The following is a 26,540-nucleotide window of genomic DNA, read 5'->3' as shown; positions in this document are numbered from 1 at the left end:
AGAGCAAATCATGGCTGACGATTGCTGCGCCAGCGCATGCGGAAGCAAGACCACGCTCAACGATCCGCGCTGGCGCAAGATTTTGTGGATCGCGCTGGTCCTGAATGCGGCGATGTTCGCGCTTGAGATCGTGGTGGGCCTGCTCGCCCATTCGCGCTCGCTCCAAGCCGACGCCCTCGATTTTCTCGGCGATGCCGCCAACTATGCAATCAGCCTCGGCGTTGCGGGCCTGGCGCTGCAATGGCGGGCGCGAACGGCCCTGATCAAAGGGGGCACCATCCTGATCTTCGGAATTGGTGTGCTCGGCTCAGCTCTTTGGGGTCTGGTCCACGGAGCAACGCCAGATCCAATTGCGATGGGCGCGGTCGGCTCTCTTGCCCTGCTGGTCAACGCTTCGGTTGCGCTGATGCTCTACCGCTACAGGACAGGCGATGCGAATATGCGCTCGGTATGGATCTGTTCGCGAAACGACGCGATCAATAACCTGCTGGTTATCGGCGCCGGACTTGCGGTGCTTTGGTCAGGCAGCGGGCTACCCGATCTGATCGTCGCTTTCATCATGGCGACGCTCGGGATCAGTGGGGGCTGGCAGATCGTTCGGCAATCGCTGCAAGAGTTGAAAGATCGAAATGTGCCCGAAGCCGTGCGCGGCTGAAGGTGCGTCGGGAATCGTGCTGTCTGAGGCTACATTGCAGGGAGGATCCTTCTATCCTAGACGCCGCGGCGTGAATCGTCGGTTGATTGCATTTCTGGTTCAGATGGCTCACGCGCAAATCTACTGGTAGTCAGAGCAACTGCACGCAACCTCAAGGAAAGCTTCAGTGTCGGCTATACCGTGATCCAGATCCAAACCGAACCGGGGGCGAGTGCGCGCTCGAACCCGACGATGGCGTCCAGGCACCCCTATCCCGATTTTCCGAGCCATCTCCGAGTTTTTCTGCATTGGCTGAACCACCTATTTCAAGCTGATCGGCAAACCCGCCGCGATGAAGATCGCGGAATCAACCGCTCTAGCCACCTCCTGATTGATCTTGCCCGCAACATCGCGAAATCTTCTAGCAAGGGCGTTGTCGGGTACAATGCCCAGACCCACTTCGTTGGCGACCAGAATGACCGGCCCCCGCGCGCTTAAAACCGCATGCACCAGCCCTTCCGTGGCGGCAGCCGTATCGCGTTCCGCCAGCAGCAGGTTGGAAGCCCACAGCGTCAGGCAATCGACCAGCACCACCGTTTCGGGCGTACTATATGACGTGATCGCCTCCGCCAGTTCCAGCGGGGCCTCGACGGTTGACCAGCGCGGACCGCGATCAACGCGGTGCAGCGCGATCCGCTCGCGCATCTCGTCATCGAAGGCCTGAGCGGTCGCCAGATAGACCAGTTCACCTGTCAGGATTTCGGCCCGGCCTTGGGCAAAGCGGCTCTTCCCCGAACGCGCCCCGCCCAGCACCAGCAAGTGACCGATAGCCCCGCTCACGCTCTGCCTCCCGCCATGGAAAGCGCCACCAGCGCGTCAATATCGAGATGCTCCTCCAGCGCGGTTGCGATATCGTCCAGTGCCGCCTCGACAGAGGCGCCATAGTCCACGCCTCCGGCTTCTACGTCTATGCGCGACAACAGTGCCCGGCGCAGCTCCGCATCGGCCAGCAGGCCGTGGACATAGGAACCAAACACCGTTCCGCCCGCATTTATCGCGCCCTCGCGTCGGCCATCAGCGAACACGGCGAAAGGCCGCTCCGTATCCGGTCCGCCGGTTCGCCCCATGTGCATTTCATACCCCTGAAAAGGCGCGCCCATTGCCATCCCGCTGACCGGGCGCAGCGCCTTGTCTGCGTGCAAGGTTGTTTCGACATCCAGCAGGCCGAGGCCGCGGGCGACGCTGGCCGGGCCTTCCAGTCCATCAGGATCGGCGATGCTGTTGCCGAGCATCTGGTAACCACCACAAAGCCCCAGGATCAGCCCGCCACGCCGGTAATGTCCGAGAATATCGATGTCCCAGCCTTCTGCGCGCAGAGCGGCCAAATCAGCAATGGTTGCCTTCGATCCAGGCAGGATGATCAGCGCAGCCTCTGCCGGGATCGGCTGGCCGGGCGGGACCATGCGCAGTTCAAGCGCCTCTTCGAGTTTCAGCGGATCGAGGTCATCAAAATTGGATATGCGCGGCAGGATCGGACAGGCGATCAACTTGCTGCCCCCCGCACGCGCCTTGCCGCGCTCCAGTACCACGGCATCTTCGCTGGGGAGCCGCGCTGTTGCGCTCAACCATGGGACAATGCCGAAGCCGCGCCAGCCTGACAGGCTTTCGATTTGGGCGTAGCCATCGGCGAACAAGGCGGGATCGCCCCGGAACTTGTTGATGATGAAACCCTGGATCATCGCCGCGTCGGCTGGGTGGATAATCGTCTTCGTGCCGACGATGGCGGCAATGACTCCGCCGCGATCGATATCGCCGACCAGGACGACCGGAACACCAGCCGCTCGCGCAAATCCCATGTTGGCGATGTCGCCGGCGCGAAGGTTGATTTCCGCAGGAGAGCCGGCACCCTCGACCACGACGATGTCGCACGCCCGGCGAAGCCGGTCATAGCTGGCCAGAACGTCGCCCAGCAACGCGCCCCGTGCCTGCCGGAAATTGCCCGCGCCCAATGTGCCCCGCACCCGGCCATGCACGATCAGTTGCGATGTGCGGTCGGCCTGCGGTTTCAGCAGCACCGGGTTCATGTCGGTATGCGGTTCAACCTCGCACGCTATCGCCTGCAAGGCCTGCGCCCGCCCGATCTCGCCGCCGTCGCTGGTGACAGCCGCATTGTTCGACATGTTCTGCGGCTTGAACGGCAAGACCCGCAAACCCCGCTGCACCAAGGCGCGGCACAGCCCCGCCACCAGCACGGATTTGCCCACATCAGAGCCGGTGCCCTGAAGCATTATAGCGCCCACGCCATACCTCCTGCAATTCCGGCCGCCATCAACCACAGACACAGACAGGCACGTGCGTAGATGCCCAACCCGCGCCGAATATCCTGTGGCCCAGCTGGACGGTCTCCCTCCCCAATCCAGAGCTTGTCCGAAAGAATCCCGTCATAGGCGATAGGCCCCGCCAGACGCAGCCCCAACACCCCGGCCATTGCCGCCTCGGGCCAGCCCGCATTGGGCGAGGCGTGCTTGGACGCATCGCGCCACAATATCCGCCAGCCACCCCCACCGCACAGGCAGATCAGCAATCCCGACAGGCGCGCTGGCACGAGGTTCATCGCATCGTCGGTGCGGGCCGCAGCCCCGCCATAGGCGCGCCATCGCTCCTCGCGGTGCCCAATCATGCTGTCGGCAGTGTTGATCGCCTTATAGGCCCAGATACCGGGCAAGCCCAGCACCAGCAGCCAGAACAACGGCGCGACCACCCCGTCGCAGAAACTTTCCGCCAGACTCTCGATCGCCGCGCGGGCAACACCCGCTTCATCAAGCGCCGCCGTATCACGGCCAACGATCATGCCGACTGCGGCGCGCGCGGCGGGCAGATCCTGCCGCTCCAGCGCCTCGGCTACGGGTCGGACATGGTCGTACAGGCTGCGCTGCGCCAGACCCGGCCAGGCCAGCACAGCGATCAGGGGCCAGGCCCAAGGCCCGACGATAGCCACGAGCAGACTTTGCAGCACCCAGCCAGCACCGCCCGCCACACCCAGCAGGATCAGGACGGTGACCACCCCGGCCATGCGCCGCTGTCCATCGGAACGCGAGGGGACATTCCAGCGCCGTTCCAGCGCGGCGATAATCCGCGCAAAGATGCCCACCGGATGGCCGATCCGGCGATACAGTGGCTGAGGCCAACCCACCGCTGCATCAAGCGCCAAGGCCAGCAAAGCGACCGGCTCAATCATCAGCCAGCGCCGCATCGAGGCGATCCAGCGCCTCACGGTCGGCGGGCAGGCCCAGGCGCAGCCAGCGTGGATCGTAATCGAACGGCCGCGTCAGGATGGCATGGCGCGCAAGGCGTTCGAACAGCGCGGCGGCATCGGCCGTTTCGATCAGCCGGAACAGCGGGCAATCTCCCACCGCGCTGAAGCCGCGCCGTGCCAGCACCGCGTCCAGCGCGTGCGCCTGTTCGCGCAAGGCAACCCGCATGGCGGCAATCCAGTCCGCATCCCGATAGGCCGCTGGGCCGATGGCCAGCGCCGCCGCCGATAGCGGCCAACTGCCCAGCCGCTGACGATATTGCGCGATCACCCCGCGCGGGCCCAACACAAAGCCGAGCCGTACCCCGGCCAGGCCGAAGAACTTGCCGAATGAGCGGAAGATAATCAGCCGCTGTTCGTCCTGCACATGGGCGGCAAGGCTGCTGTGCGGGGTCGCATCGGCAAAGGCTTCGTCCACGACCAGCCACGCTGCGCTGTCGCGCCGCGCCTCCAGCCACCCAATCAGGGTGGCAGGCGGCATGATCCGGCCATCGGGGTTATTGGGATTGGCAAGGATCAGGGTCGCTTCCTCTGTCCCCGCCAATTCGGTCAGGGCTACGGGGCGGCTGCGGGGAATCATTTCGCCATGGGTGCGATAGCTGGGCTGGGCGTGGATGGCAGCGCCGGACAGGATATCGCCCAGCATGCGCAAGCCGATCTCCGTGCCCGGAACAGCGCAGACATGGGCAGGGTCCGCGCCGAAACAGGCGGCGGCGGCGGCCTCCAGATCGTTCAGCGCGCCTGCATCGGGCAGCGCCTGCCAGTCCACCGCCAGATTGTCCGCGCCGGGCCAGCCATGCGGATTGATGCCGGTGGACAGGTCGATCCACGGCGCATTGGCCATGCCGAACTGCGCCATGGCATCGGCCAATCTGCCGCCGTGAAAACTGAAGCTGTTCATGCCGTGAGTATCCATAGGCCGGTGATCGTCAAGCTGAGCAGCAAGCCGGTTTCGATCAGTTCGATGCCTGCGCCATGGCCATCGCCGGAAATCCCGCCCAACGCGCGGCGCACGTGCCAGCCCCACCACAGAACGAGTAATGGCGTGATGAGCAGCGCCGGCGTGAACCACGCCGCCGCAGCCAGCGCGGCGGCCCAGATTGCAAGATCGATCGGGCCGATGGCGGAACGGAATCGTGCCGCCAGCCCCTGATGCAGCGGCATCAGCCACCACGTCCACGCCAGCGGGCCGATACGCGCGGCAAACGGCACCAGTCCCAGCGCGCCAAACGCCCGTGCATCCACCAGCATATCCAGCAGCACCAACTTGCTCAGCAGTTGCAGCACAATCGCGACCACGCCAAAACTGCCGACGTGGGGATCGGCAAGGACGGCCAGCAGCTTGTCGCGGTCCTTATGCGCCGCGCCGCAGGCATCGGCGAGGTCGGACAGACCATCAAGATGCAGCGCGCCTGTCACGCCCACCCAGACGATCAGCGCGGCCAATGCGCCCAGCCAGTGATCGACCAGCGCGCCTGCCCATGCGGCGCCCGCAACCGCTGCACCAATCACCAGACCCGCAGCGGGAAACCAGCGCATCGACCGGGCAAACGCGGCATCATCCACGACGATTGTCCGCAGTGGAGCTGGCATCGGCAGCCGTGTCAGGAATTGCAGGGCGATGATGAAGCCCCTCACGGATAAAGCCCCGCGATCTGTGCCGTGGGGGTTGCTCCGGGCCAGACGCGCAACGTCAGCAGGCAATTATAGGGCAGGTCAACGGCCCATGACTGGCGCATGTCAAACCCGCATAGCACCGCCAGGGCGGCGCGCATCGCGCCAGCGTGGGTAACGATCAGCGTCGGTCGCGCGGCCAGATCGCCAATCGCGGCGGACACACGGTCCACCAGCGCGGACAAGCGTTCTCCGCCGGGCGGGGTATGGCCATCGGGATCGTCCCAGAACCGCGCCAGCGCCGCGCCTTCGACATCGCCCGGTGCCATCCCGTCCCAAGCGCCAAAGTCCAGCTCGCGCCAGCGGGGATCGATTGACAGCGGCACGCCGGTCGCCAGCCCGATGGCCTCGCCCGCCAACCGCGCGCGGGACAGGTCGGAGGCCATCAGCACTTCGGCCGCCAGATCGCGCGCCTGATCGACGCAGGCCGCGATACCTGTGGCAGTGGGCAGCGCATCGGTGCGACCGATCAGCCGCCCCGCGCCGTCCGGTTCGCCGTGGCGCAGGAGGTAAAGTGGAAAGCTGCTCACAGGCCGTCTGCCACCCCGGCCTCGGCAAATGTCGCCATACCATTGTGCGTGGCCAGCGCTGCCCGGATTACCGACACCGCCAGCGCCGCACCGCTGCCTTCGCCCAATCGCATGCCAAGCGACAGCAGGGGATCAAGGCCCAGATGCCCGAACAAGCGGATATGCCCCGGTTCAGCCGAACAATGGCCCGCCAGGCAATGATCAGTGATCGCCGGAACGGCGGCGGCAAGCGGCGCCAGCGCGGCGCAGCTGATGAACCCGTCCAGCACCACCGGAATACGCAGGCGGCGCGCCTCCAGCACGGCCCCGGCAATCGCTGCGATTTCGCGCCCGCCCAACCGGCGCAGGATTTCAAACGGGGTGTGCGGCGCATCGGCGTGAAGGGCCAGTGCCTGTTCCACCACCGCCACCTTGCGCGCGATTCCGCCCGCATCAACCCCCGTGCCCGGCCCGACCCATAAAGCGGGCGCGCCGCCATAGCTGCGCGCGCAGAGCGCGGCGGCGGCGGTCGAATTGCCAATGCCCATTTCGCCGACGACCAGCAGGTGCAGCCCTGGCTCCACCACTGCTGCTCCGGCGGACAATGCGGCAAGGCACTCCGCCTCGTCCATTGCCGCAGCCGTGGTGAAGTCCGCCGTGGGCCGGTCGAGATCGAGCGCGATGACCTTAAGATCCAACCCGGCCGCCCCGGCCAGTGCGTTGATCGCCGCGCCCCCCGCCGCAAAATTGCCGACCATCGCGGCGGTCACGCTGGCGGGAAAGGCGCTGACCCCGTGGACGACGAAACCATGATTTCCGGCAAAGATCGCCGCGCGGCCCTGTTCGATCACCGGCTGCACCGTGCCCTGCCATCCGGCCATAAACACCGCGATGTCTTCCAGCCGCCCCAGCGATCCGGCCGGTTTGGTCAGGCTGGCCTGCCGCGCACGCGCCGCGGCGATAGCGTCCGCATCGGCCATGGGCAAGCGCCCAAGGGCCGATTCAAATGCGACCAGCGTGGCAAACCGGCTCATTCCGCGACGAAGCCTTGCGGCGGGGTGCGGGTGATGAAATGGCCCTTCACGCCTTGCGGCCATTGCTTGAACGGCACCCGACCATGTTCACTGGCAGCATAGTGGACGGCATAGTCCAGAATGGCCGTGGCGGCGTCCTCGTCCGGCGTGAACCGGCCCAAAACGTAGCCGACCTTGCCCGGCGCGCGCAGGTGGATGGTGCAGAAATCGGTGCAGGCAAACAGGCAGGGCATTTCCTGCACGGCGACCCCGGCATAGCGCGAGTCGCTCTGCTGAACCGAGCGCAGCGCGGCAACAAGTTGCGCGCCGCCGCGCATTCCGGCGGCGTCCTCACGCGCATCGGCACTGTGGCGGCAGGTGTTGCAGGCCACGATAGCGGGGCCGTCCTCCACGGGTATCAGCATGGTTTTCTGGTCCTTTGATTGAAAATCATCGTTCGAACACCCGGTCGGCCCACGGCTCACGCTGCTGCCAGCCGCGCTGTTCCAGTTCGGGGGTATCGGACGTGTCTGCCGGGTAACCGATGCACAGCAGAGCGATCAGCGACCAGGTGGCGGGAACGTCGAGCAGGGCATGGACCGCCGGTGGATCAACGATCGACACCCAGCCAAGGCCAAGCCCGCGCAGCCGCGCCGCCAGCCACAGATTGTGGATCGCCAGCACGCACGAATAGCGCAACATTTCGGGCATGGTGGCAATGCCAAGGCCGTGCCCCGCCTCGGGCTGTTCGTCACAGAACACCGCGATCAGTTCGGGCGCCTCACGCAAGCCGTGCAGCTTGAGCGACAGGTAGTGATCGTACCGCGCCTGCCCGGCATAGCGCTCTGCCGCATGGGCGCTTTGCCCATCGGCATGCGCGGCCAGCGCCTCCCGTATGTCCGGCGTCCGCACGCGCACAAAGCGCCACGGCTGGGCATTGCCGACCGACGGCGCCATCGCGGCGCAGGCCAGCAGCGCACACATGTCTGCTTCGCCAACGGCGCGGCGGTCGAAATGCCGCACATCGCGCCGCCAGCGCAGCAATTGCGTGAATTGCTCCGCAAATTCCGCGTAGAACAGAGGCGGGGCGTCGCTCAGAACTCAATCCCCGCCTGCGCCTTCACACCTGAACGGAAGGGGTGCTTGACCATGGTCATCTCGGTGACGAGGTCGGCCACCTCGATAAGCGCGTCGGGGGCATTGCGGCCCGTGACGATAACATGCTTCATCGCGTCGCGCGCGGTCAGCACCGCTACCACTTCATCGACCGGCAGATAGTCATACCGCAGCACGATGTTCAGTTCGTCGGCCAGCACCATGTGATAGCTGGGGTCAGCGATCATGCGCTTGACCTCGTCCCAACCGGCGCGGGCGGCTGCGATGTCGCGGGTGCGGTCCTGTGTGTCCCACGTAAAACCTTCGCCCATCGGCTTGAATTCGACATTGTCGGGAAAGGCGTCGAACACGGCCTTTTCACCCGTTTTCATCGCCCCTTTGACGAACTGGACCACGCCCACTTTCATGCCGTGGCCAATGGCGCGGACCACCATGCCCAGCGCCGCGCTGGTCTTGCCCTTGCCCTTGCCGGTGTGGACGATCAGCAGGCCCTTCTCGCGGGTCTTATTGGCCATGATCTTGGCCTGCGCGGTCTGCTTCTTGCGCATCTTTTCAGCATGGCGCGCGTCTCCGTCTGCAATACCCTCTCGCGCGACCTGATTGTTATCGGCTTCCATCGGCCAGTTCCTTTCGCATCAGATAAACGTCCATGATCCAGCCGTGGCGCGCGCGAAGATCAGCGCGGCGCGCGGCGATGCCGGGCGCGGCCTGAGTCAGAGTCCCCCGTTCGAGCGCTTGTTGCGGCATGCCGAGATAGGCGCCCCACCAAATTTCGATTCCGGCGGACTCGATCGCCTCGAAGGCACAGCCGCTGTCGAGCATCACCACGACCGTGTCCGCCCCCGCAGGCCAGCCGTGCTTGCGCAGCATCCGGCCAGTGGTGATCGTGACGCTTCCCGCCAACGGGTTGAGGGGAATGGCATGGGCCGCGGTCAGTGCATGGATGCTGGTAATTCCGGGGACCACATGAACCGTCGTCTCGACGCCGGCGGCCTTGAGCCGATCAGAGATCCGCAAGCTGCTGTCATAAAGCGAGGGGTCGCCCCAGACCAGCAAGGCGAGGCTCCCGCCATTCGGCAAATGCGTTGCAATCCGTTCGCGCCACGCCGCCGCGATGGCGTCATGCCATTCGTCGACCGCCTGCATATATGGCACGCTCGCGTCCCGCACCGGCATGTCGAATTCGATGATCCGCACGGGCCGGTGCAGGACCTGCGCACAGATCGTGCGGCGCAAATCGACCAGATCGGATTTCGCGCTCCCCTTGCGCGGCAGCAGGATGAGATCGGCCTCGTTCATCACGCGAACAGCCTCGGCGGTAAGGTGATCCGGATTGCCAGTGCCGATACCGATGAGATGGAGGTCGATCATGCTTCTTCCGCCAGCGGGCCGTAGAGGACGATGGCCGGGGCAGACGGCCCCCCCTCGGCCAGCACGCGCGCCAGGCCTGTGATATTGCTTTTGGTGATGCGCTGATCCTGGTGCCCGACATTCTCGGCAAGGATGGCGGGCGTTTCGGGCGCCATCCCGCTCTCCAGCAGCCGTTCGACCAGCGCGGGAAAGGTTCGCCGCGCCATGTACACAACCGTTGTCGCGCGCGGATCGGCCAGCGCAGCCATGTTGAGGTCGTCCGGTAACTGGCCATTGACGCCGTGGCCGGTCACAAACTGTACCCGTCGTGCTTGTTCACGCCGGGTGAGCGGAATGCCGATCGCTGCCGCCGCCGCGCTTGCCGCACTGACGCCAGGAACGATTTCGAAGGCGATCCCGGCCTTGCGCAGCGCGTCTATCTCTTCCTCCAGTCGTCCGAATATGCCGGCGTCCCCCGATTTGAGCCGCACCACGTGCAAGCCGGCCTGGGCATGTTCCACCAGCAGCCGGTTGACTTCGGCCTGCGAGGGCGACGGGCGTCCTGCCCGTTTGCCGACCGGGACCAGTTTCACGTCCCGGCGCGCGCGATCGAGGATCGTCCGCGATGCCAGGTCGTCGAAAAGGATGGCATCGGCAGTATCGAGACGTGCGGCGGCTTTTATCGTCAGGAGGTCAGGATCGCCCGGCCCCGCTCCGACAAACGACACGAAACCGCTCATGCCGCACCCCGGCTATTGAGGGGTGCGATCATGTGGAAGAACGTCCCGGTCACATGCCCCCGCCGCGATCCGGTTTCGGCCACCGCATCGCCATTGGCGTCGGTGACCCGGGCCAGCGGGGCATCGCGCTGTTCGACAATGGTGGAGTAATGGAACTCGTGCCCGCACAGTCGTGTGCCAACAGGAATGCCCGATATGGGAGACAGCAATTCTGCAAGGCGATAGCCCAGATGCATCTTGCGCTCGGCATGGCTGGTGACCAGCCCCAGCAGACCGGCCATGCGGTGGGCGACGCCCGCCTTGTCAATCAGAGCCTCGCCAAGCACCATGTAGCCACCACATTCGCCATGGACTGCGCGCGTTTCGGCATGGTTGCGCAGGCCGGACAGGAAGGTGCCCGCCGCCGCAAGCTTGCCGGCATGCAGTTCGGGATAGCCGCCCGGCAGCCAGACGCAGTCGGCATGGGATGCTGGCGCTTCATTGGCCAGCGGAGAAAACGGCAGGATTTCCGCCCCGGCCCGTCGCCAGCCCTCCACCAGGTGCGGATAGATGAAGGAAAAGGCTGCGTCGCGCGCGATGGCGATGCGCTGTGCCGGGGGCACCGGAAGGCGGCTCTCGACCCGATCCGCTGGCACCGGAATCCGCCTCGCCGCGCGGCGAATGGCGTCGAGATCGGCATGGGCGCGCAAGAATGCGGCGTAGTCAGCGATCGCCCGGTCCAGGTCGGGATGCTCGACAGCCTGCACCAGCCCCAGATGGCGCTCAGGCAAGGTCAGGTCGCCGCGCCGGGGCAACGCCCCCAGGACAGGTATCCCGACCGCCTCCATCCCCTTGCGCACCAGTCGTTCATGGCGCGGACTGGCGACACGATTGAGGATCACGCCCGCGAACGGCAAATGCGGATCGAGGCTCTTGAAGCCCAGCGCAGTGGCTGCTGCTGACTGTGCCTGCCCCGAAACGTCCAGCACGAGCACCACGGGCCAGCCCATGCGGCGCGCCATTTCGGCGCTGGCGCCGTTACCTGAGGCACCGTTGCTGGCAACGCCATCGTAAAGCCCCATCGACCCTTCGGCGAGCACCATGTCCGCCCCTGCCGCCTCGGCCGCGATAGCGTCGAGCAGCTCGCCGTCCATCGCCCAACTGTCGAGGTTGAACGACGACCTGCCGCAAGCCGCCCGGTGAAACGCCGGGTCGATATAGTCCGGTCCGCTCTTGAACGGCTGCACCGTCAGTCCGTCCTCGCTCAGCGCGCGAAGCAAGCCCAGCATCACGGTAGTCTTGCCTGTCCCCGATGCCGGGGCGGCAATGATCAAGCCCGGCACGCTCATTCGGATGCCTCCGAGAAGCGCGAAGAGGCATCCTGGGGCCGGAAGCGGCGGTCATAGCCGGGCGCATAAAGGCTGCTTTCGGCAAAATTCTCAGCCGCCAGCACGCGCCCGACCAGGATCAGGGCGGTGCGCTCCATGCTTCCCGCCACGGCCTGCTCGATCGTGTCGAGCGTGGCGCGCACGATCCGTTGATCAGGCCAGCTGGCGCGCCAGACCACGGCGACGGGGCAATCCGCGCCATAGGCTGGCGTCAGGTCGGCCACCACTTGCGCCAGATTGTGGACCGACAGGTGAATGGCCAGCGTCGCGCCGGTCACGGCAAAATTGGTCAGGCTTTCGGCGGGTGGCATCGTGCTGGCGCGGCCCGGCGTGCGAGTCAGCACCAGCGATTGCGACAGCGCGGGCAGCGTCAGCTCTGCCTCCAGCGCAGCAGCGGCGGCGGCGAACGCCGGGACACCGGGCGTCACGGTAAAAGGAATGTCCAGCGCGCGCAGGCGGCGCAATTGCTCGCCCATCGCCGACCACACCGACAGGTCGCCCGAATGCAATCGCGCCACATCGTGCCCGGCGGCATGAGCAACAGCGATCTCGGCCATGATCTGGTCCAGTTCCAGCGGCGCGGTATTCACGATCCGGGCGTCCGGCGGGCAATGATCGAGCACGGCGACCGGGATCAGCGACCCGGCGTAAAGGCACACCGGGCTGCGCGCGATCAGATCGCGTCCGCGCAAGGTGAGCAGGTCGGGCGCGCCGGGACCGGCGCCGATGAAGTGGACGGTCATGTCGTAGGTTCCTGAAGGTTGACACTGGCGGCAATGGCGCATGTCGCCATGCGATCGGGAGAGATTCGGCGCGGTGCCAACAGGCACGCGCCAGCGCCAGCGGCGGCCAGTGCCGATGCCTCTGCCACGCTGCCGACGTGACGAGCATTCAGGCTGGCGATGGAGCGCGTGGGGGTGGAAACGGCGGCCAATGCATCGGAAGCGACGCCCATCAGCGGCAGGCCCAGCGCTTTGGCCAACGGAAGCAGCACCGCGAGCTTGTCGTGCGCTGTGGCCAGATGCGTCACCGGCGGTTGCCCCTGCCCTGCCAGCGCGAACGCCGCGCGCAGCGAAGGCAAGGCCGCGCCCGACCGAAAGCCGAAGCCTGCGACAATCATAGCGTCACGCTCCACTGCACCACGGGATAGCGGGCGCGCCAGCCGTGACGGTTGCCCAGTGGAGCGGCATCTGCCAGTTCGATCCGCAGCAAACTCCCGCCTTTTTGGCCATGCCAGCGCGTCAGCAGTGCTTCTGATTCCAGCGTCACCGCATTGGCCACCAGCCTTGTTCCGGCGGGCAAACCTGCCCATAGTGTGTCCAGCAAGGCTTCCGACAATCCGCCGCCGATAAACACCGCATCGGGTGCCGGACCATCCGGCAAGGCATCCGGCGCGCGTCCGATAAACACTTTCAGTTGATCAACGCCCAGCGCGACTGCATTGGCTCGCGCACGGTCCGCGCGCACCGGATCAGCTTCTATCGCACAGGCCCGGTTGGCCGGGTGGGCCAGCAGCCATTCGATCCCGATCGATCCCGATCCTGCGCCAATATCCCACAGCAATTCACCGCCGCGCGGGGCCAGCGCCGACAGCGTCAGCGCACGCACCGGGCGCTTGGTGATCTGCCCGTCGGATGCAAACCAGTGGTCCGGTCGGCCCGCCGTCAGCGGCAAGGCATCACCGTGCCCGGCACAGTCGATCCCGACCGCAACCGGATGGGCGATGTCGGTAAAGGACAGCGCCTCGGCGGTTACGCCGCGCATCCGTTCGCGTGGGCCGCCCAATGCTTCCATCACATGCAGCATCGAAGGGCCGAACCCCTGCCCGGACAGACAGTCCGCCAACGCGGTCACCGCCTCGCCATCGCGCAACAGTGCAATCACGCGCTGCCCCGGCGCCAAGTGGGGCTTAAGTCGCTCTAACGGGGCAGCGTGCAGGCCAAGGCAGGCCACATCCTCAAGCGGCCAGCCCAACCGCGCGGTGGCCAGCGTGAACGTGGAGGGCGCGGGGATCGCCACCCATTCGCCCGGTTCGAGGTGGCGGGTTACGCTAGTTCCCGCGCCGAACCAGAACGGATCGCCCGACGCCAGCATCACCACGCGCCGTCCGCGATGTTGCATCAAAAGGGCAATACCGTCGGCAAACGGCACTGGCCATTCCATCACCGGGCAGCTAATCGCGGGCAGCAGCGCAAGATGCCGGGCCGGTCCCATGACCAGTTCAGCCTGCGCCAGCGCCGCGCGGCCAGCGGCGGACAGGCCATCCGGCCCGTCCTCACCGATGCCGATGATCGTCAACCACGCTTCAGGAGAGGACTCAACCATGCCCAATGTCCTCCTGCTGGGCGGCACAACCGAGGCCAGCGCGCTTGCCCGATTGCTCGCGAAGCGCGGCATTGCGGCGACGCTCAGCTATGCCGGACGGACCGCAAACCCCCGTGCTCAGCCGGTTCCGGTGCGGGTTGGCGGGTTCGGCGGAGTTGCGGGGCTGGCCGATTATCTGCGCCACCATCGCGTGACTCATCTGGTCGATGCCACCCACCCCTTCGCCGCGACGATGAGCCGTCATGCGGTGGAGGCGGCCCGTCTGGCCGGGGTGCCTCATGTGGCGTTGACCCGTCGTGCGTGGGAGCCGGTCGCTGGTGACCGCTGGACCCACGTTACGGACATCGACGGCGCGGTCGCCGCGCTGGCCGGGCCAGCCCGCCGCGTCATGCTGGCGTTGGGACGAATGCATGTGGAAGCCTTCGCCGCCCAGCCACAGCACCACTATCTGCTGCGTTTCGTGGACGCGCCGGAACAGCCGCCGGGCTTGCCCCATCACACCCTGATCGTTGATCGCGGGCCGTTCACTGCCGCTGGAGACAGCGCATTGTTGCAGACCCACGCCATCGATCTGGTGGTTTGCAAGAATGCGGGCGGCAGCGGCGCCAATGCCAAGCTGATCGCGGCGCGCAATCTGGGCTTGCCGATCCTGATGATTGACCGTCCCGCCATTCCCAACCGGGCCGAGGTTTATGATACCCAAGATGTGCTTTCCTGGTTGGGTCATCATGCTGAAACCGTGACCGACCGGGGGGTGTAAAGGATCGGGCGCGCGGGCCCATCGATGATCCGCGTCATGCTTGATCCGACGATCACCATCGTGCGCATATCGGCCATGTCCGCGCGCGCCTCAGCCAGCGGTACGATCCGCAATTGCTCGTCAGGCGTCGAAACCGCACGGGCGAACAGGATCGGGCGATCAGGGCCGCACACCTCGCGCAGCAGTTCCAGCACGCGCTTGAACCCTTCGGGCCGGGCCTTCGACCTCGGGTTGTAAAAGGCCATGGCGAAATCTGCTTCCGCCGCCAATCGCAGCCGCTTTTCGATCAGCGGCCAGGGTTTGAGATTGTCCGACAGGTTAATGGCGCAAAAGTCATGCCCCAGCGGCGCCCCCGCCCGCGCGCTGGCGGCCAGCATGGCGGTGATGCCGGGCAGCACCCGAATGTCGAGATTGCGCCAATGGGCCGGGCCAGCCTCCAGCGCCTCGAACACGGCAGCGGCCATCGCGAACACGCCCGGATCGCCAGACGACACCACCACCACGCGCCGGCCCTGCGCCGCCAGCTCCAGCGCATGGGCCGCGCGATCCAGCTCCACCCGGTTGTCGGACGGGTGCAGCGTCAGCCCCGCGCGGGGGGCGATGCGGGCGACATAGGGAATATAGCCGATAACATCGCTCGCCCCGGCCAGAGCAGCGGTGACTTCGGGCGTAATCAGCGCCTCATCCCCCGGCCCCAGACCGGCGATGGCCAGCCAGCCGCTCATGGCCCCGGCACTCATGGCCGCCTTCCCTGTCCATGAATCAGCAGGATCGAGAAATAGGGTGTGACGCTGGTCGCCTCGATCAACCGCGTGACGCGCTGGCCGGGCATGGCGGCATGTTCGACCAGCCAGGCGGCGTCCTCGCGCCCGGCCGCCGCCACCGCGCGGCGCAATTTGGGCAGGTTGCGCCCGATCTTCATCACCACCAGCGCATCAGTATCGCGGATGCGCCGGGCCAGTTCGTCCTCGGGCAGGGTTGCCATGGCTACCGTCAGTACGTCGTCGCCCCAGGTGATGGGAATGTCAGTCGCGTTCCATGCCCCGGCCATGCCGGTGATGCCCGGCACCACCGTCACCGGGACCAAGCCTGCCAAACGGCCATGAAGATGCATGAACGAGCCGTAGAAGAACGGATCGCCCTCACACAGCACAACCACATCCTCGCCCGCCTGTGCCAGTACGAGCAGCCGCTGCGTGCATTCGGCATAGAAGGCGGAAAGACAGTCGTTGTAGCGCGGGTCGGACAGCGGAATTTCGGTGGTCACCGGATATTCCATCGGGATTTCGATCACGTCGGCGCGCAGCATGCCATCGACAATCCGCCGCGCCCGTCCCGGCCGCCCGGCCTTGCGGAAATAGGCAACGTGGCGCGCCCCGCGCACCAGACGGTCGGCGCGCACGCTCAGCAGATCGGCCGCGCCGGGACCAAGCCCGACGCCGTGGATCGTTCCGCAAGCTATGGTCACACTCATTCGGCGCGACTCGCGAGAGCGTTGATCGCGGCCACCGTGATCGCGCTGCCGCCCAGCCGCCCATCGACGATGCAGCACGGCACCGGCGGCGCGGCCCACAACGCGGCCTTGGATTCGGCTGCGCCGACAAAGCCCACCGGACAGCCGATGATCGCCGCCGGGCGCGGGCAATCGGGATCTTCCAGCATATTCAGCAGATGGAACAGCGCGGTCGGCGCGTTGCCGATGGCCACTACCGCGCCTGCCAGATGCGGTCGCCACAGTTCCAGCGCGGCGGCGGAACGGGTGTTGCCCATGGCCCGCGCCATGTCCGGCACTTGCGGCGCATTCAGCGTACAGATGATCGGATTGGCGGCGGGCAGCCGTGCGCGGGTGATCCCCTCGGACACCATCCGTGCATCGCACAGCACCGGCGCGCCAGCGGCCAGCGCTGCCCGCGCAACACTCGCAAAGCCGGATGAAAAGCGGATATGCGCGGCAAGATCCACCATCCCGGCGGCATGGATCATGCGCACCGCCACCTGTTCCTCATCGGCTGAAAAGCGCAGCAGATCGGCTTCGGCGCGAATCATTGCGAAGGACTGGCGATAGATGGCAGCGCCATCGGTTTCATAGACATGAGGCATCAGGAGGTTCCGAAATGGGCAAGAGTGTCGGCCGGGCCAAGCGCGGAGCGAATCGCAGGCCCTCCGGCGCGCGCGTTCAGGGAAAGATCGAACAGTCCATCGCGGCCCGTCAGCGTGACATCGGCTGCGCGCGGGCGGGCACAGCCCTTGGCACAGCCCGAAACATGCAGCCGTCCGGCGACATGCGGGGCAAGGCGGCGGGCAAGATCGCGGGTTTCGACCGAGGCCTGAGGGCAGCAGGGCACGCCCGGGCAGGCATCGACATGCAGCAGCGGATCGGCAGGGTCGGTGATCAGGCCATCCACCTGCATGGCAGGCGCGCCTTCCACGACCAGCACCCGCCACGGGGTGATCATCACCGCTCCGGCAGACGATGCCTCCATCACACCAGCCAGTATCGGCGCCTCAATCCGGCCGAACGGCAGGCCATAAGCCCAGCCCAGATCATGGATGCCCGGCACGACGCGGGCAGCCGACGGCGCAGGCCGAATGTCGCCACAGGCCCATTCGGGCAAGGCAACCGTGTGCCGGGCCATGCGCCCCGCATCCGCGCCGCCGGTTGCCACAAACCAATGGGCCAGCGCGATCAGGGCGTCCACTTCCTGACCCGCAGCAACCGCAACACCGCCCCGATAGCCGTAGGCGCGCAGGATCAAGCTGCCATCTCCGCCGCGTTCAATGCGGAAATCTCCAACCTCGCCACGCAGGACGCAGGCCTGACCCGCATCGATGGCAAAGCCCACCTTGTCCGGCAGATCGGGTAGTTCACCCAGCCGGTCCAGCAATTCGCCCGCAATGCGGTGGCTGTCATCGCCGGCGCGCCAATCCGGCGCGACCAGAATGTTGCGCCGCTGTTCGATGACGGGGTCGCCGTCCACCAAATCGAGCGCCAGCAACCGGTCGAGCAGCGCCTGCCAGCCGGTTTCGCGCATCCCGCGAAGCTGGAGATTGGCGCGGGCGGTGATGTCGATCAGGCCATTGCCATGCAACACGGCGGCATCGCACAGGCCCAGCACTTGCGCGCGGGTCAGCCAGCCAAGCCGGGGCTTGACCCGCACCAGCAACCCGTCGCCTGCCATCATCGGGTGCCACGCATCGGGGCACCAGCCCTTCACCGCAAAGCTGCTCATGCCCTGTCCTCAAGACCGACCGAGATGGGCAGGCTGGCGATGATGGAATTGCGCCGGGTCTGCCACAGCCCGGCGGCATGGAGCGCGGCGAAGCGGGCTTCCATCGCCGCCAGCGCGCCGGGGTTTTCGCGCTCAAGAAAGGCGCGAACATCGGCCTGGCCCAACGTCGCATCGTGATAGAGGTCGAACAGATGCGGCGGCACGCTGCCCGAAAGATGGGCAAAAGCGCCCATATGATCCAGCGTCGCGGCCAGCTCCGCGCCTCCGCGAAAACCATGCCGCATCATGCCTGCGATCCAGCCCGGATGCGCGGCACGGGCGCGGACGACGCGGGCGATTTCTTCGGTCAGGCTGCGCGCGACCGGATTCAGCGGGTCGCGATTGTCGAGATGATAGAGCGCCGACACCCCGCCCGATAGCGCCTTGGCAGCGGCAAAGCCTGCCTCGTGTGCGACATAGTCGGCGGCCAGCAACAAGTCGGTTTCGGGCAAGTCCTGAAGATGGACAAAGGCGTCTGCACCTTCAACGCGCCGACGCAGGCCGTCTGGATCAGGGACGGCCCCGGTCGCATCGCAGGTCGCGTCGAACGCATGGTCCGATGCCGCCAGCCACGCCTCTCCGGCAGCGCGCCGGGCCGCATCGGTATAGACCTCGGCCGCATCGCCGAGACCCAGTCCATAGCGGCCCGGAGCCGGGCCATAGACACGCGGGGCCGCTGCCTGCCCCGCAAACGGGTTCCAGTCCGCTGGTTCATCCCGCAAACACAGCGCGCGCACCGCCTGGCCAAACAGCATGGGCAACGCCGGGAAGGCATCACGGAACAGTCCGGAAACCCGCAGGGTCACGTCAATGCGCGGGCGATCTAGCAGCGCCAGCGGCAGGATCTCGACACCCGTTACCCGTTCGGATGTCATGTCCCACACCGGTTTTGCGCCGAGCAGGTGCAGCGCCATGACGAATTCCTCGCCCGCCGTGCGCATCGTGGCCGATCCCCACAGATCGACCACCAGCCCACGCGGATAATCGCCATGATCCTGCAAATGCCGCCGGATCAGTTCCTCTGCCAGTGTCACGCCTTGCGCATGGGCGGCGCGCGAGGGCACCACGCGCGGGTCTATCGCATAAAGGTTGCGCCCGGTTGGCAGCACATCGCTTCGCCCGCGAAAGGGGGAGCCGGAGGGACCGGGAGGAACGCGTCGTCCGTCCAGCGCCGCCAGCAATCCGGCCCGCTCGGCTGCGCCCTGATCGCCGCACCCGAACACGTGCAGGCCGTCGCCGAACTGGCTTTCCTTGACGTCGCAAACGAAGCGGTCGATCCGGGTGATCGCCTCGACCAGAGTGGCCGCGCTATCAAGGCCCAGCTCGGCCTCAAGCCCCAGCGTTCGCGCTTCCTCCCGGATGGCTGCTTGCAGGCGGTCGCGGCGGGCCGGGTCGAGCCCGTCGGCATTGGAGAATTCATCCAGCAGCGCCTCGATCCGGGCCAGCCCCGCGCCGCTTTCGGTTTGCGCCAGCGGCGGCGGAACGTGTCCGATGGTAACCGCACCGATGCGCCGCTTGGCCTGTGCCGCCTCTCCGGGATCGTTGACGATGAACGGATAAATCACCGGCATCGCGCCGGTCAGCGCCTCGGGCCAGCAAGTATCCGAAAGGGCAACAGACTTGCCCGGCAACCACTCCAGCGTGCCATGCGCGCCGATATGGACCAGTGCGTCCACAGCCCTTGCGCGGAGCCAGAGATAGAAGGCGACATAGCCATGGCGCGGACAGCGGGAGAGATCGTGATAGTCCTCGTCGCGACTGGTGCTGCCACCGCGTTCGGGCTGCAAGGCGACCAGCGCGTTGCCGACAGCCAGCGCGGCAAAACAGAACGCGCCATCGACGACTGCCACATCGGCTTCCGGCTCGCCCCACACGGCGGAAAGATCAGCGCGCAAGGCGTCGGGCAGTGCCGTCAACGCCTTGCGATACTCGGCCAGCGGCCATTGCAGATGCCCACTTTCAAGGCGCATCGCCAGATCGGTCTGGGCCGCCGTGGCATATCCCGCTTGCGCCAGGTCGGCCAGGATCGCCTCGGCTGAGGCGAGCGCATCCAGCCCTACGGCATGGGCCATCTGGTATACCTTGCCGGGATAGGTCGACAGGACCAGAGCAACGCGCCGCTCGGCAACCGGCCTTTGGGCGAGGGCGATCCAGCCCGCCACCCGCGCAGCGATCGCCTCGACCCGGTCGGGATCGGCGCGATGGACGTTGCGGGCGAATGCAAGGTCGGGATCGCGCGTCCCCGCCTCCTTGAAGCTGGCGACTCCCGCAAAGACCCGCCCGTCAATCTCCGGCAGAACGACATGCATGGCGAGGTCTGCCGGGGACAGCCCGCGCGATGTCGTCGCCCAGGCCGCGCGGCCGGACGTAGCGAGCGCCAGTTGAAACACCGGAACGCCCGCGCCATCGAGCGAGGTAGAGCCGTCCTCGCCGCGCGCGGAAAAGGCGGTGGCGTTGATGATCGCCGCCGGGCCAAGGCCGCGCACCCACTGGTCCACCTGATCGCGTACCTGCGGAGCTTTCAGCGAGGGAACGAAAATCGACAACGCGTCAAAGCCGCGCCGCTCGAATACGGCATGGAGGGCGGCAAACGGGTCCAGATCGTGCGCGGTCAGATAAGAGCGATAGAATATGATCAGGACCAGGGGCCGTCCGGGATTGTGCGCGAAGGCATCGGGATCGACCACGCCATGGTCGGGATGCCAACCTCCCGCCACAGCCAAAGGCTCGCAACCTTGGGCAGGCGTATCGGTCAGTCCTGCCAGCCGTGCCAATCCGGCAAGCGCCGCATGCGCCGCCCCTGCGCCCCCCGCATCACACAACTGCGCAAGTTCTCGCAATGCGGACACCGGGACGGTCGAAGCCGCATCCAGCCGCGCGTCTTCCCAGCCGTCGCCGGGCAGCACGGCCAGCGCGATGCCGCGCGAGCGAGCCAAAGCCTCGACCTGTTGCAGCCCGTAACTCCAATAGGGCGTACCGCCGATGAGCCGAATCAGGATCGCCTTCGCGCGGAACAGCGTCCGCTCGACATAAGTATCGACCGATAGCGGATGCATAAGCGCGGCCAGATTGGCGATCCTTAAGGACGGAAATGCCGCATCGGCCGCGCGGGCCATATGCCATGCCGCCGCAAAGGCCCCCAGGTCGCTGTCCGAAAAGGACAGGACCACCAGGTCCGCAGGCTCTTGCCCCAGATCCTGCGGGACGGCGGTTTCCTCCATCCCATGGGTTTCGCGGAAGATGACGTGCATGGCGTGCGCCTACCCCAGCAGCACCGCGCGAATGGCGTCGGCATCGATATGATCATGCTCGGCAATGGCGACGAGCGTGGTGCGCCGCGTCTCGTCAGAGCGCCACGGGCGGTCGTACTGATGACGCACCCGCGCGCCCACCGCCTGCACCAGCAACCGCATGGGCTTGCCGGCAACGGCGGCATAGCCCTTCACCCGCAGGATATTGTGATCGCTGGCCAGCGTTTCGATCCGCGCGACAAGGGCCGCCGGATCGGCGATCTCGCCCCATGCGATGACGGTGCTGTCGAAATCATCATGCTCGTGGTCGTCATTACCGTCATGGTGCGATGGGCGGGCTGCAATGTCGTCCTCGGCTGCGGCGCCAAGGCCCAGGATCACCCGCGGATCGACCACGCCTTCGGTGAGTTCGATAACCGGCACAGGGCGCGGCGCCTCAGCCGCGATGATGGCGCGCGCGGCGGCGACGCCCTTGGGTCCGGCCAGATCGACCTTGGTGAGCAGAACCATATCGGCGCAGGCGAGTTGATCTTCGAACACCTCCGACAGCGGTGTTTCATGGTCGATGCTCGGATCGGCGGCGCGCTGAATATCCAGCGCTGCCACATCGGGCGCAAACCGCCCTGCCGCAACCGCCTCGGCATCGGCCAGCGCCAGTACGCCGTCCACGGTGATCCGGCTGCGGATCGCAGGCCAGTCGAACGCCTTGAGCAACGGCTTGGGCAGCGCCAGACCCGATGTCTCGATCAGGATGTGATCGGGGCGCGGATCAAGCGCCAGCAGCTTTTCCACCGTCGGGATGAAATCGTCCGCCACGGTGCAGCAGATGCATCCATTGGCCAGTTCGACGATGTTTTCCGCCGGGCAATCGGGAATGGCGCAGGATTGCAGAATGTCGCCATCCACCCCCAGCGTGCCGAATTCGTTGACCACCACCGCCAGCCTGCGCCCACCGGCATTGCGGATCAGATGGCTGATGAGCGTGGTTTTCCCTGCGCCCAGAAAGCCCGTAATGATCGTGACCGGCACCTTTGACAGGGAGACCTTGGACAGGTCTGGCATGGCAACTTCTCCGCGCGCCAGAGCGAGACACGGCGGGGCTTGCCGGACAAGTCCGGTCGGCGCGCGGCGACGGGCGGGCGCGATGAAGCACCCGTTACCACACGGCCGTGCAGCCCCAGCCACACAGCTTCGTCGCTCAGACGGAGAGTTACCGTGCCGTGACCATCCCCTGGATCAGGCAAGAGCGACCGGTGCGCCGGCAGGTCTCCTGGCTCGCGGGTCACAGCTTGATGCACGCCTTCCCAGACTTGGCGCAATGCGCCGTCCAGTGGCTGCTCCTGACTTCAGGAGCATGTGCATCGCGCTATCCGCTTACAGTTGCAGGGACAGCCACGGATTTGGGAGCAAGCTCCCGCACCGCATTCCCGATTAAGCCCCTTGCGGGGCACCGGCGCGATCATCGAAGGATGGAATCAACCAGTCCTTCGATGATCGCCCTAGACGAAGATGGAAGCCAAGCCAATTGCTGTTGTCACACTATCTGCTTCGCGCCACCCCTGTATCTCGCCTAGGTTGGCGGCCAGCCGTTCGATCGCATCGCAGGGATAGGTCCAGAGCGATATCTCTGTTGCGCCTTTTCTGATCCGGCACGTCCCCGATCGGGGCAGGCGGCCGTCCTTGCCCCACCGTATCCGCTCGCGGGACGTGATACCGAGAATATCCTCGACCTGCCGTTGGCTGACAGGCTTGCACGCTATCCCGAAAAGCCGTTTCCGTATGGCATCGACGAGATCCTCCGCAGACTGTATCGAGTCTGGCTCAAAGACACAGCTTCGGCTGGATTTTACGAATGTTCCGGTCGAACGCGCCATCAGCATCCGGATCGCGGCGTCACGCTCACCGCGATGCACACGAAGTCCGAGCGGCATACGGACATCAAGATCGATTGAGACGGTGCAGGACTTGTCGTCGTGCCGGAGCAAGACACAACGATCGACACGGGACCGGTCAGGCAACGACCGAGACCTCGATTTCATCGAAACGCTTCCAGCGGTAGATCGCGAAACTCGCCAGCCAACAGAACACGAAAAGTCCGATGATGGCGAAGCCCAGGCCATTGAAATTTTCGCCCAGTTCAACGGCGACCCGCCATGGCGCACCCTCAAGGCCCAGCTTGTCACCGATCAGGGCCAGCGTTTCGATTCCGCCAATGACAATCGCCACGATGGCCGAGATCAGGGTGATGGTGATATTGTAATAGAGCTTGCGGATCGGCTTCACGAAGGCCCATTCATAAGCGCCCAGCATCACCACGCCGTCCACCGTATCGATCAAGGCCATGCCGACGGCGAACAGGGCGGGCAGGACCAGAATCGTGCCGATCGACAGGCCATCGGCAGCCTGACTGGCCGACATGCCCAGAATGGCGACTTCGGTTGCGGTATCGAACCCAAGCCCGAACAGAAAACCCAGCGGGGCCATATGCCAGCTCTTGTTCACCAGGCGGAACATCGGCCTGAATAGCCTGGAGAGCAGCCCGCGCCCACCCAATAGCAGATCAAGATCGTCGTCAACATAGTGGCCGCCCGCGCGAACATGGGCAAAAGTCCGCCAGACGGAGCGCAAGATAACAAGGTTCATGCCGGCGATCGTGAACAGGAAAATCGCGGAAATCACGGTTGCAACCACGCCGCCGATTTCCTTGAAGGCGCCAAACCCTGACAGTGCACTGGTCGTCACCGCAATGATGATCGATGCTATGGCAATGATTCCGGAATGCCCGATTGCAAACCAGAATCCCACGGCGATGGGCCGCTTCCCGTCCTGCATCAGCTTGCGGGTCACATTGTCGATGGCGGCAATATGATCGGCGTCGACCGCATGGCGCAGACCCAGTCCCCAGGCAAGCAAGGCGGTGCCCAGCATCAATGGCTGCGTATGGAACAGGCTGAATGCCCAGACCCAGACGGCGATATTTGCCGCGATCAAACCGGCGAACAATATGCCGATCCGGCGGCGCAACGACAGGACGGGCGGTGTTACAATCTGGGTCATGGCGATCTCGGCTGATGCTTGGGGACACAGGAAGCGCGGCGCCGGATTCAGCGCCGCGCAGAGTAAGAGCGGCTAGAAAGTTACCTTCGCGCCAATTCTTACGGTTCGCGGCTCCACCACGCGGCTGAGCCGTCCCTCCACCGGGCCGCCGAGGTCATAGGCGGGCAAGTAGGACTCGTAGAAGTAGGCAATGTCCTTTTCGCGGCTCCCCAGAAGATTCAGCATCTCACCGTAGATCTCGACCCTTTTTCCCTTCCATGCGGCCCGGGCGTTGACGACAGTGCTGCCCGGATCGCGCAGGCTATTATCCTCAACCAGCGGAGACGGTCCGAGGTGGCGCATCCGAAGGCTCGCGACCCAAGGATCGAGAATCAGCGATGCACCTGCCGATGCCGCGTTCTCGAAGGCATTGGGAATATGATCGCCATTTTCATAGCGGGCGTAGCTCGCGGTGTAATTCCCGTCGAGTGCCAGCCAGGGGAACGGTCGCCAGAATGCGACAATCTCGTAACCGCGCCGCCGACTGGCACCGGAAGGCTCGACAGCATTGGAATCCCCGACGAAGCGCAACTCACTGTCAACATCCAGCCACCAATAGGTCGTGGTCAGCGTGACACCCTTGAATTGCACGCGCGCGCCCAATTCCTTGCCCGTGCCGCGCACCAGCACCGGGACCGGCGTATCGACATTCACCGCGCCACGCACATCGTTGGAATGAAAACCGCGCCCCCAATTGGCATAGGCTTCCAGATGCGGCGTGATCTCATAAGCGAAAGACGCCTTGGGTGAGACCAGGGAGGCAGAGCCTCGGCCCTCGCCCAACCCGGCGGCAACGGCATCGCGCGCGCGAACCGAGTAGCGATAATGGTCGCCGCGCAGGCCCGTTATCACCCGCAGCCCTGCCAACGGCTTCCAACTGGCCTCGCCATAAAGCGCGGATGACAGCTCCTTGACCCGGTAGTGCCCAAGCGAGGCCAGAAATGCGCGGTTGCTCGTCCTGTCAACGCCGACATTGCCGATGGCGTCATAGCGGTTCTCGGTCCCGACGGTCAGCGTCAGCGCTGGACTGACGTCCCATTGCTTTTGGGCGTTCAGCCCCATCACCCAGCGCCGATCAAACTGATCGATCTGCGCACCTGTGCCATCCGGGTCGGTATACGTGGGGTTGGAGAACATCGACCAGTCGTAAAATTGGGCATAGGCATTGGCGTGCCAGGTGGGTTGTTTGACCGCAACATTGCCGATCAGGCGCGTTGTCTCCCCCCGTGCGGAGGGATCGGGCGAGCAAAATACATCGGCGCACAATGCAGTTCCCACGATCCGCTCAGGGATCTGCTCGGTCGGCCGCCATGTCGCCCGGTAACCGTGAAGCGACGCCTCGATCGTACCCGCGCCCATCGGCAAGTGGTATTTGGCAAAGCCCGAATAGTGGCGCAGGCGCTCTGGTTCCTGCCACGGCCCGTCGTAGGTTTTTGCCTGGGCGACCAGCGTAAGATCGCCCGCCCCCAGATCATGCAATGTCCCGCCTGCCGCAGCGCGGCGCCAGCCGTAGGAGCCGCCCTCGGCCGATACCCAGGGCCGGTCATAGCCGTCAATCGTGGTCATATAGGCCGCGCCGGCCAGCGCGAAATCGCCGCCGTCCGCGCGATATGGACCCTTGCGGAAATCCTCGCGCGCGACGATCTCAGGAATAAGACCGTTGAGATCGAGATAGCCATGGCCATGCCCATGGGTGCGAAAGTTCATCTGCACCCCATCGATATAGGTAGTGAAATCCGAGCCATGGTCGAGGTTGAAACCACGCAGGAAATATTGGTTCGCCTTACCGCTGCCCGAATGCTGGGCCGCGACCATGCCTGGAACCGCTTCCAGCAGTTCGGCCACGCGCAGCAAAGGGCGTACCAGCAGATCGGCGCCGCTAACGCTGCCCTCGCTTGCGGCCTGGGCCGTACCGATTTTGGTTTCTCCGCGCCCAAAAACTACGATTTCGCTACTGGCCTCATCGGCGATTTCACCGGCATCGGCTTCGGAAGCTGCCGTTTCGGCATAGCAAGGCATGGCGGTAAAGGTCAGCGCGAGCGCGCTGGTCATGATGGTCTTGATCACAAATAGTCCCCCGGCGTCTTGCGACGTGGCCGGGGCAAACCCGCGCGAACGGGCGA

General features: G+C 65.5%; 27 protein-coding genes and 1 riboswitch. Of the genes, 2 read left to right on the top strand and 25 right to left on the bottom strand.

All coding sequences use genetic code 11. The features are described from left to right. The first annotated feature begins 10 nt into the window (after window positions 1-10). Window positions 11-655: a cation efflux transmembrane domain-containing protein gene (locus tag KFK14_RS09795; protein ID WP_066764475.1), complete on the top strand. Its 645-nt coding sequence runs from the start codon at window positions 11-13 to the stop codon at window positions 653-655. Window positions 656-955: 300 nt separating this feature from the next. Here the strand turns inward: KFK14_RS09795 and cobU are convergent, their stop codons facing one another. Genes cobU through KFK14_RS09715 form a run of 16 tightly spaced genes read right to left on the bottom strand, consistent with a single transcriptional unit; the run spans window position 956 to window position 14,041 of the window. After that, window positions 956-1,474, bottom strand: coding sequence for a bifunctional adenosylcobinamide kinase/adenosylcobinamide-phosphate guanylyltransferase (gene cobU / locus KFK14_RS09790; RefSeq protein WP_197421494.1), 519 nt, complete (start codon window positions 1,472-1,474; stop codon window positions 956-958). Then, on the bottom strand, window positions 1,471-2,934 hold the full coding sequence (locus KFK14_RS09785) for a cobyric acid synthase (protein WP_066764473.1): 1,464 nt from the start codon (window positions 2,932-2,934) through the stop codon (window positions 1,471-1,473). The genes cobU and KFK14_RS09785 overlap by 4 nt, the downstream gene beginning before the upstream one ends. Further along, complete coding sequence (cbiB, locus tag KFK14_RS09780) at window positions 2,922-3,872, bottom strand: adenosylcobinamide-phosphate synthase CbiB (protein WP_212611106.1); 951 nt, start codon at window positions 3,870-3,872, stop codon at window positions 2,922-2,924. The genes KFK14_RS09785 and cbiB overlap by 13 nt, the downstream gene beginning before the upstream one ends. Then, complete coding sequence (gene cobD / locus KFK14_RS09775; protein WP_066764471.1) at window positions 3,865-4,848, bottom strand: threonine-phosphate decarboxylase CobD; 984 nt, start codon at window positions 4,846-4,848, stop codon at window positions 3,865-3,867. Before cobD ends, cbiB begins: the two co-directional genes overlap by 8 nt. Next, window positions 4,845-5,585: an adenosylcobinamide-GDP ribazoletransferase gene (locus KFK14_RS09770; protein WP_066764469.1), complete on the bottom strand. Its 741-nt coding sequence runs from the start codon at window positions 5,583-5,585 to the stop codon at window positions 4,845-4,847. The genes cobD and KFK14_RS09770 overlap by 4 nt, the downstream gene beginning before the upstream one ends. Beyond that, on the bottom strand, window positions 5,582-6,151 hold the full coding sequence (locus KFK14_RS09765; protein WP_066764467.1) for a histidine phosphatase family protein: 570 nt from the start codon (window positions 6,149-6,151) through the stop codon (window positions 5,582-5,584). Before KFK14_RS09765 ends, KFK14_RS09770 begins: the two co-directional genes overlap by 4 nt. Then, entirely contained in the window at window positions 6,148-7,164 is a 1,017-nt protein-coding gene (gene cobT / locus KFK14_RS09760; RefSeq protein WP_066764465.1) for a nicotinate-nucleotide--dimethylbenzimidazole phosphoribosyltransferase, read from the bottom strand. The genes KFK14_RS09765 and cobT overlap by 4 nt, the downstream gene beginning before the upstream one ends. Continuing rightward, on the bottom strand, window positions 7,161-7,568 hold the full coding sequence (locus KFK14_RS09755; RefSeq protein WP_212610682.1) for a DUF1636 domain-containing protein: 408 nt from the start codon (window positions 7,566-7,568) through the stop codon (window positions 7,161-7,163). Before KFK14_RS09755 ends, cobT begins: the two co-directional genes overlap by 4 nt. A 25-nt stretch (window positions 7,569-7,593) precedes the next feature. Next, window positions 7,594-8,241: a 5,6-dimethylbenzimidazole synthase gene (gene bluB / locus KFK14_RS09750; RefSeq protein ID WP_197421495.1), complete on the bottom strand. Its 648-nt coding sequence runs from the start codon at window positions 8,239-8,241 to the stop codon at window positions 7,594-7,596. Further along, complete coding sequence (gene cobO / locus KFK14_RS09745) at window positions 8,238-8,876, bottom strand: cob(I)yrinic acid a,c-diamide adenosyltransferase (RefSeq protein WP_066764461.1); 639 nt, start codon at window positions 8,874-8,876, stop codon at window positions 8,238-8,240. The genes bluB and cobO overlap by 4 nt, the downstream gene beginning before the upstream one ends. Then, window positions 8,863-9,630 carry a precorrin-6A synthase (deacetylating) gene (cobF, locus tag KFK14_RS09740; protein ID WP_066764460.1) on the bottom strand — a complete coding sequence of 256 codons (768 nt, stop codon included), beginning with the start codon at window positions 9,628-9,630 and terminating at the stop codon, window positions 8,863-8,865. Before cobF ends, cobO begins: the two co-directional genes overlap by 14 nt. Continuing rightward, on the bottom strand, window positions 9,627-10,349 hold the full coding sequence (gene cobA / locus KFK14_RS09735) for a uroporphyrinogen-III C-methyltransferase (protein WP_066764459.1): 723 nt from the start codon (window positions 10,347-10,349) through the stop codon (window positions 9,627-9,629). Before cobA ends, cobF begins: the two co-directional genes overlap by 4 nt. Then, window positions 10,346-11,677 carry a cobyrinic acid a,c-diamide synthase CobB gene (locus KFK14_RS09730; protein WP_066764457.1) on the bottom strand — a complete coding sequence of 444 codons (1,332 nt, stop codon included), beginning with the start codon at window positions 11,675-11,677 and terminating at the stop codon, window positions 10,346-10,348. The genes cobA and KFK14_RS09730 overlap by 4 nt, the downstream gene beginning before the upstream one ends. Continuing rightward, window positions 11,674-12,459, bottom strand: coding sequence for a precorrin-4 C(11)-methyltransferase (cobM, locus tag KFK14_RS09725; RefSeq protein WP_066764455.1), 786 nt, complete (start codon window positions 12,457-12,459; stop codon window positions 11,674-11,676). The genes KFK14_RS09730 and cobM overlap by 4 nt, the downstream gene beginning before the upstream one ends. Next, complete coding sequence (locus KFK14_RS09720; RefSeq protein ID WP_066764453.1) at window positions 12,456-12,836, bottom strand: cobalamin biosynthesis protein; 381 nt, start codon at window positions 12,834-12,836, stop codon at window positions 12,456-12,458. The genes cobM and KFK14_RS09720 overlap by 4 nt, the downstream gene beginning before the upstream one ends. Continuing rightward, window positions 12,833-14,041: a bifunctional cobalt-precorrin-7 (C(5))-methyltransferase/cobalt-precorrin-6B (C(15))-methyltransferase gene (locus KFK14_RS09715; RefSeq protein ID WP_066764451.1), complete on the bottom strand. Its 1,209-nt coding sequence runs from the start codon at window positions 14,039-14,041 to the stop codon at window positions 12,833-12,835. The genes KFK14_RS09720 and KFK14_RS09715 overlap by 4 nt, the downstream gene beginning before the upstream one ends. Between KFK14_RS09715 and KFK14_RS09710 the strand changes: the two genes are divergently transcribed. After that, window positions 14,040-14,801, top strand: a complete 762-nt coding sequence (locus tag KFK14_RS09710) for a cobalt-precorrin-6A reductase (RefSeq protein ID WP_066764449.1) — start codon at window positions 14,040-14,042, stop codon at window positions 14,799-14,801. The two genes, KFK14_RS09715 and KFK14_RS09710, sit on opposite strands and share 2 nt — an antisense overlap. Here the strand turns inward: KFK14_RS09710 and cobJ are convergent. The 9 genes from cobJ to KFK14_RS09665 all read right to left on the bottom strand — a co-directional run bounded on the left by cobJ (window position 14,768) and on the right by KFK14_RS09665 (window position 26,436). Further along, window positions 14,768-15,526 (bottom strand): precorrin-3B C(17)-methyltransferase, encoded by a 759-nt coding sequence (gene cobJ / locus KFK14_RS09705; protein ID WP_066764447.1) that lies wholly within the window; start codon window positions 15,524-15,526, stop codon window positions 14,768-14,770. The genes KFK14_RS09710 and cobJ overlap by 34 nt on opposite strands. An 11-nt stretch (window positions 15,527-15,537) precedes the next feature. Continuing rightward, a complete protein-coding gene (gene cobI / locus KFK14_RS09700) occupies window positions 15,538-16,275 on the bottom strand; it encodes a precorrin-2 C(20)-methyltransferase (protein WP_066764443.1) in 738 nt (245 codons plus the stop codon). Continuing rightward, window positions 16,272-16,901 carry a precorrin-8X methylmutase gene (locus tag KFK14_RS09695; protein ID WP_066764441.1) on the bottom strand — a complete coding sequence of 210 codons (630 nt, stop codon included), beginning with the start codon at window positions 16,899-16,901 and terminating at the stop codon, window positions 16,272-16,274. Before KFK14_RS09695 ends, cobI begins: the two co-directional genes overlap by 4 nt. Continuing rightward, on the bottom strand, window positions 16,901-18,031 hold the full coding sequence (locus KFK14_RS09690; protein ID WP_066764439.1) for a cobalamin biosynthesis protein CobG: 1,131 nt from the start codon (window positions 18,029-18,031) through the stop codon (window positions 16,901-16,903). Before KFK14_RS09690 ends, KFK14_RS09695 begins: the two co-directional genes overlap by 1 nt. Next, window positions 18,028-21,321, bottom strand: a complete 3,294-nt coding sequence (gene cobN / locus KFK14_RS09685; protein WP_066764438.1) for a cobaltochelatase subunit CobN — start codon at window positions 21,319-21,321, stop codon at window positions 18,028-18,030. Before cobN ends, KFK14_RS09690 begins: the two co-directional genes overlap by 4 nt. Before the next feature lie 9 nt (window positions 21,322-21,330). Beyond that, a complete protein-coding gene (gene cobW / locus KFK14_RS09680; RefSeq protein WP_066764436.1) occupies window positions 21,331-22,383 on the bottom strand; it encodes a cobalamin biosynthesis protein CobW in 1,053 nt (350 codons plus the stop codon). A 181-nt stretch (window positions 22,384-22,564) separates the two neighbouring features. Further along, a riboswitch (cobalamin riboswitch) is annotated at window positions 22,565-22,791 on the bottom strand. Window positions 22,792-22,820: 29 nt separating this feature from the next. After that, the gene (locus KFK14_RS09675; protein ID WP_212610681.1) at window positions 22,821-23,360 is read right to left on the bottom strand and encodes a hypothetical protein; all 540 of its coding nucleotides are present in this window, start codon (window positions 23,358-23,360) and stop codon (window positions 22,821-22,823) included. Next, the gene (locus tag KFK14_RS09670) at window positions 23,332-24,378 is read right to left on the bottom strand and encodes a HoxN/HupN/NixA family nickel/cobalt transporter (RefSeq protein WP_066764432.1); all 1,047 of its coding nucleotides are present in this window, start codon (window positions 24,376-24,378) and stop codon (window positions 23,332-23,334) included. Before KFK14_RS09670 ends, KFK14_RS09675 begins: the two co-directional genes overlap by 29 nt. Window positions 24,379-24,450: 72 nt before the next feature. After that, window positions 24,451-26,436, bottom strand: coding sequence for a TonB-dependent receptor (locus tag KFK14_RS09665; protein ID WP_425516684.1), 1,986 nt, complete (start codon window positions 26,434-26,436; stop codon window positions 24,451-24,453). Window positions 26,437-26,540 lie beyond the last annotated feature (104 nt).

Source organism: Sphingobium phenoxybenzoativorans, from assembly GCF_018286635.1.
In the GTDB taxonomy this organism is placed as follows: domain Bacteria; phylum Pseudomonadota; class Alphaproteobacteria; order Sphingomonadales; family Sphingomonadaceae; genus Sphingobium; species Sphingobium phenoxybenzoativorans.
Note: the sequence above shows the minus strand (reverse complement) of the source record. Positions and strands in the feature narration are given on the sequence as shown.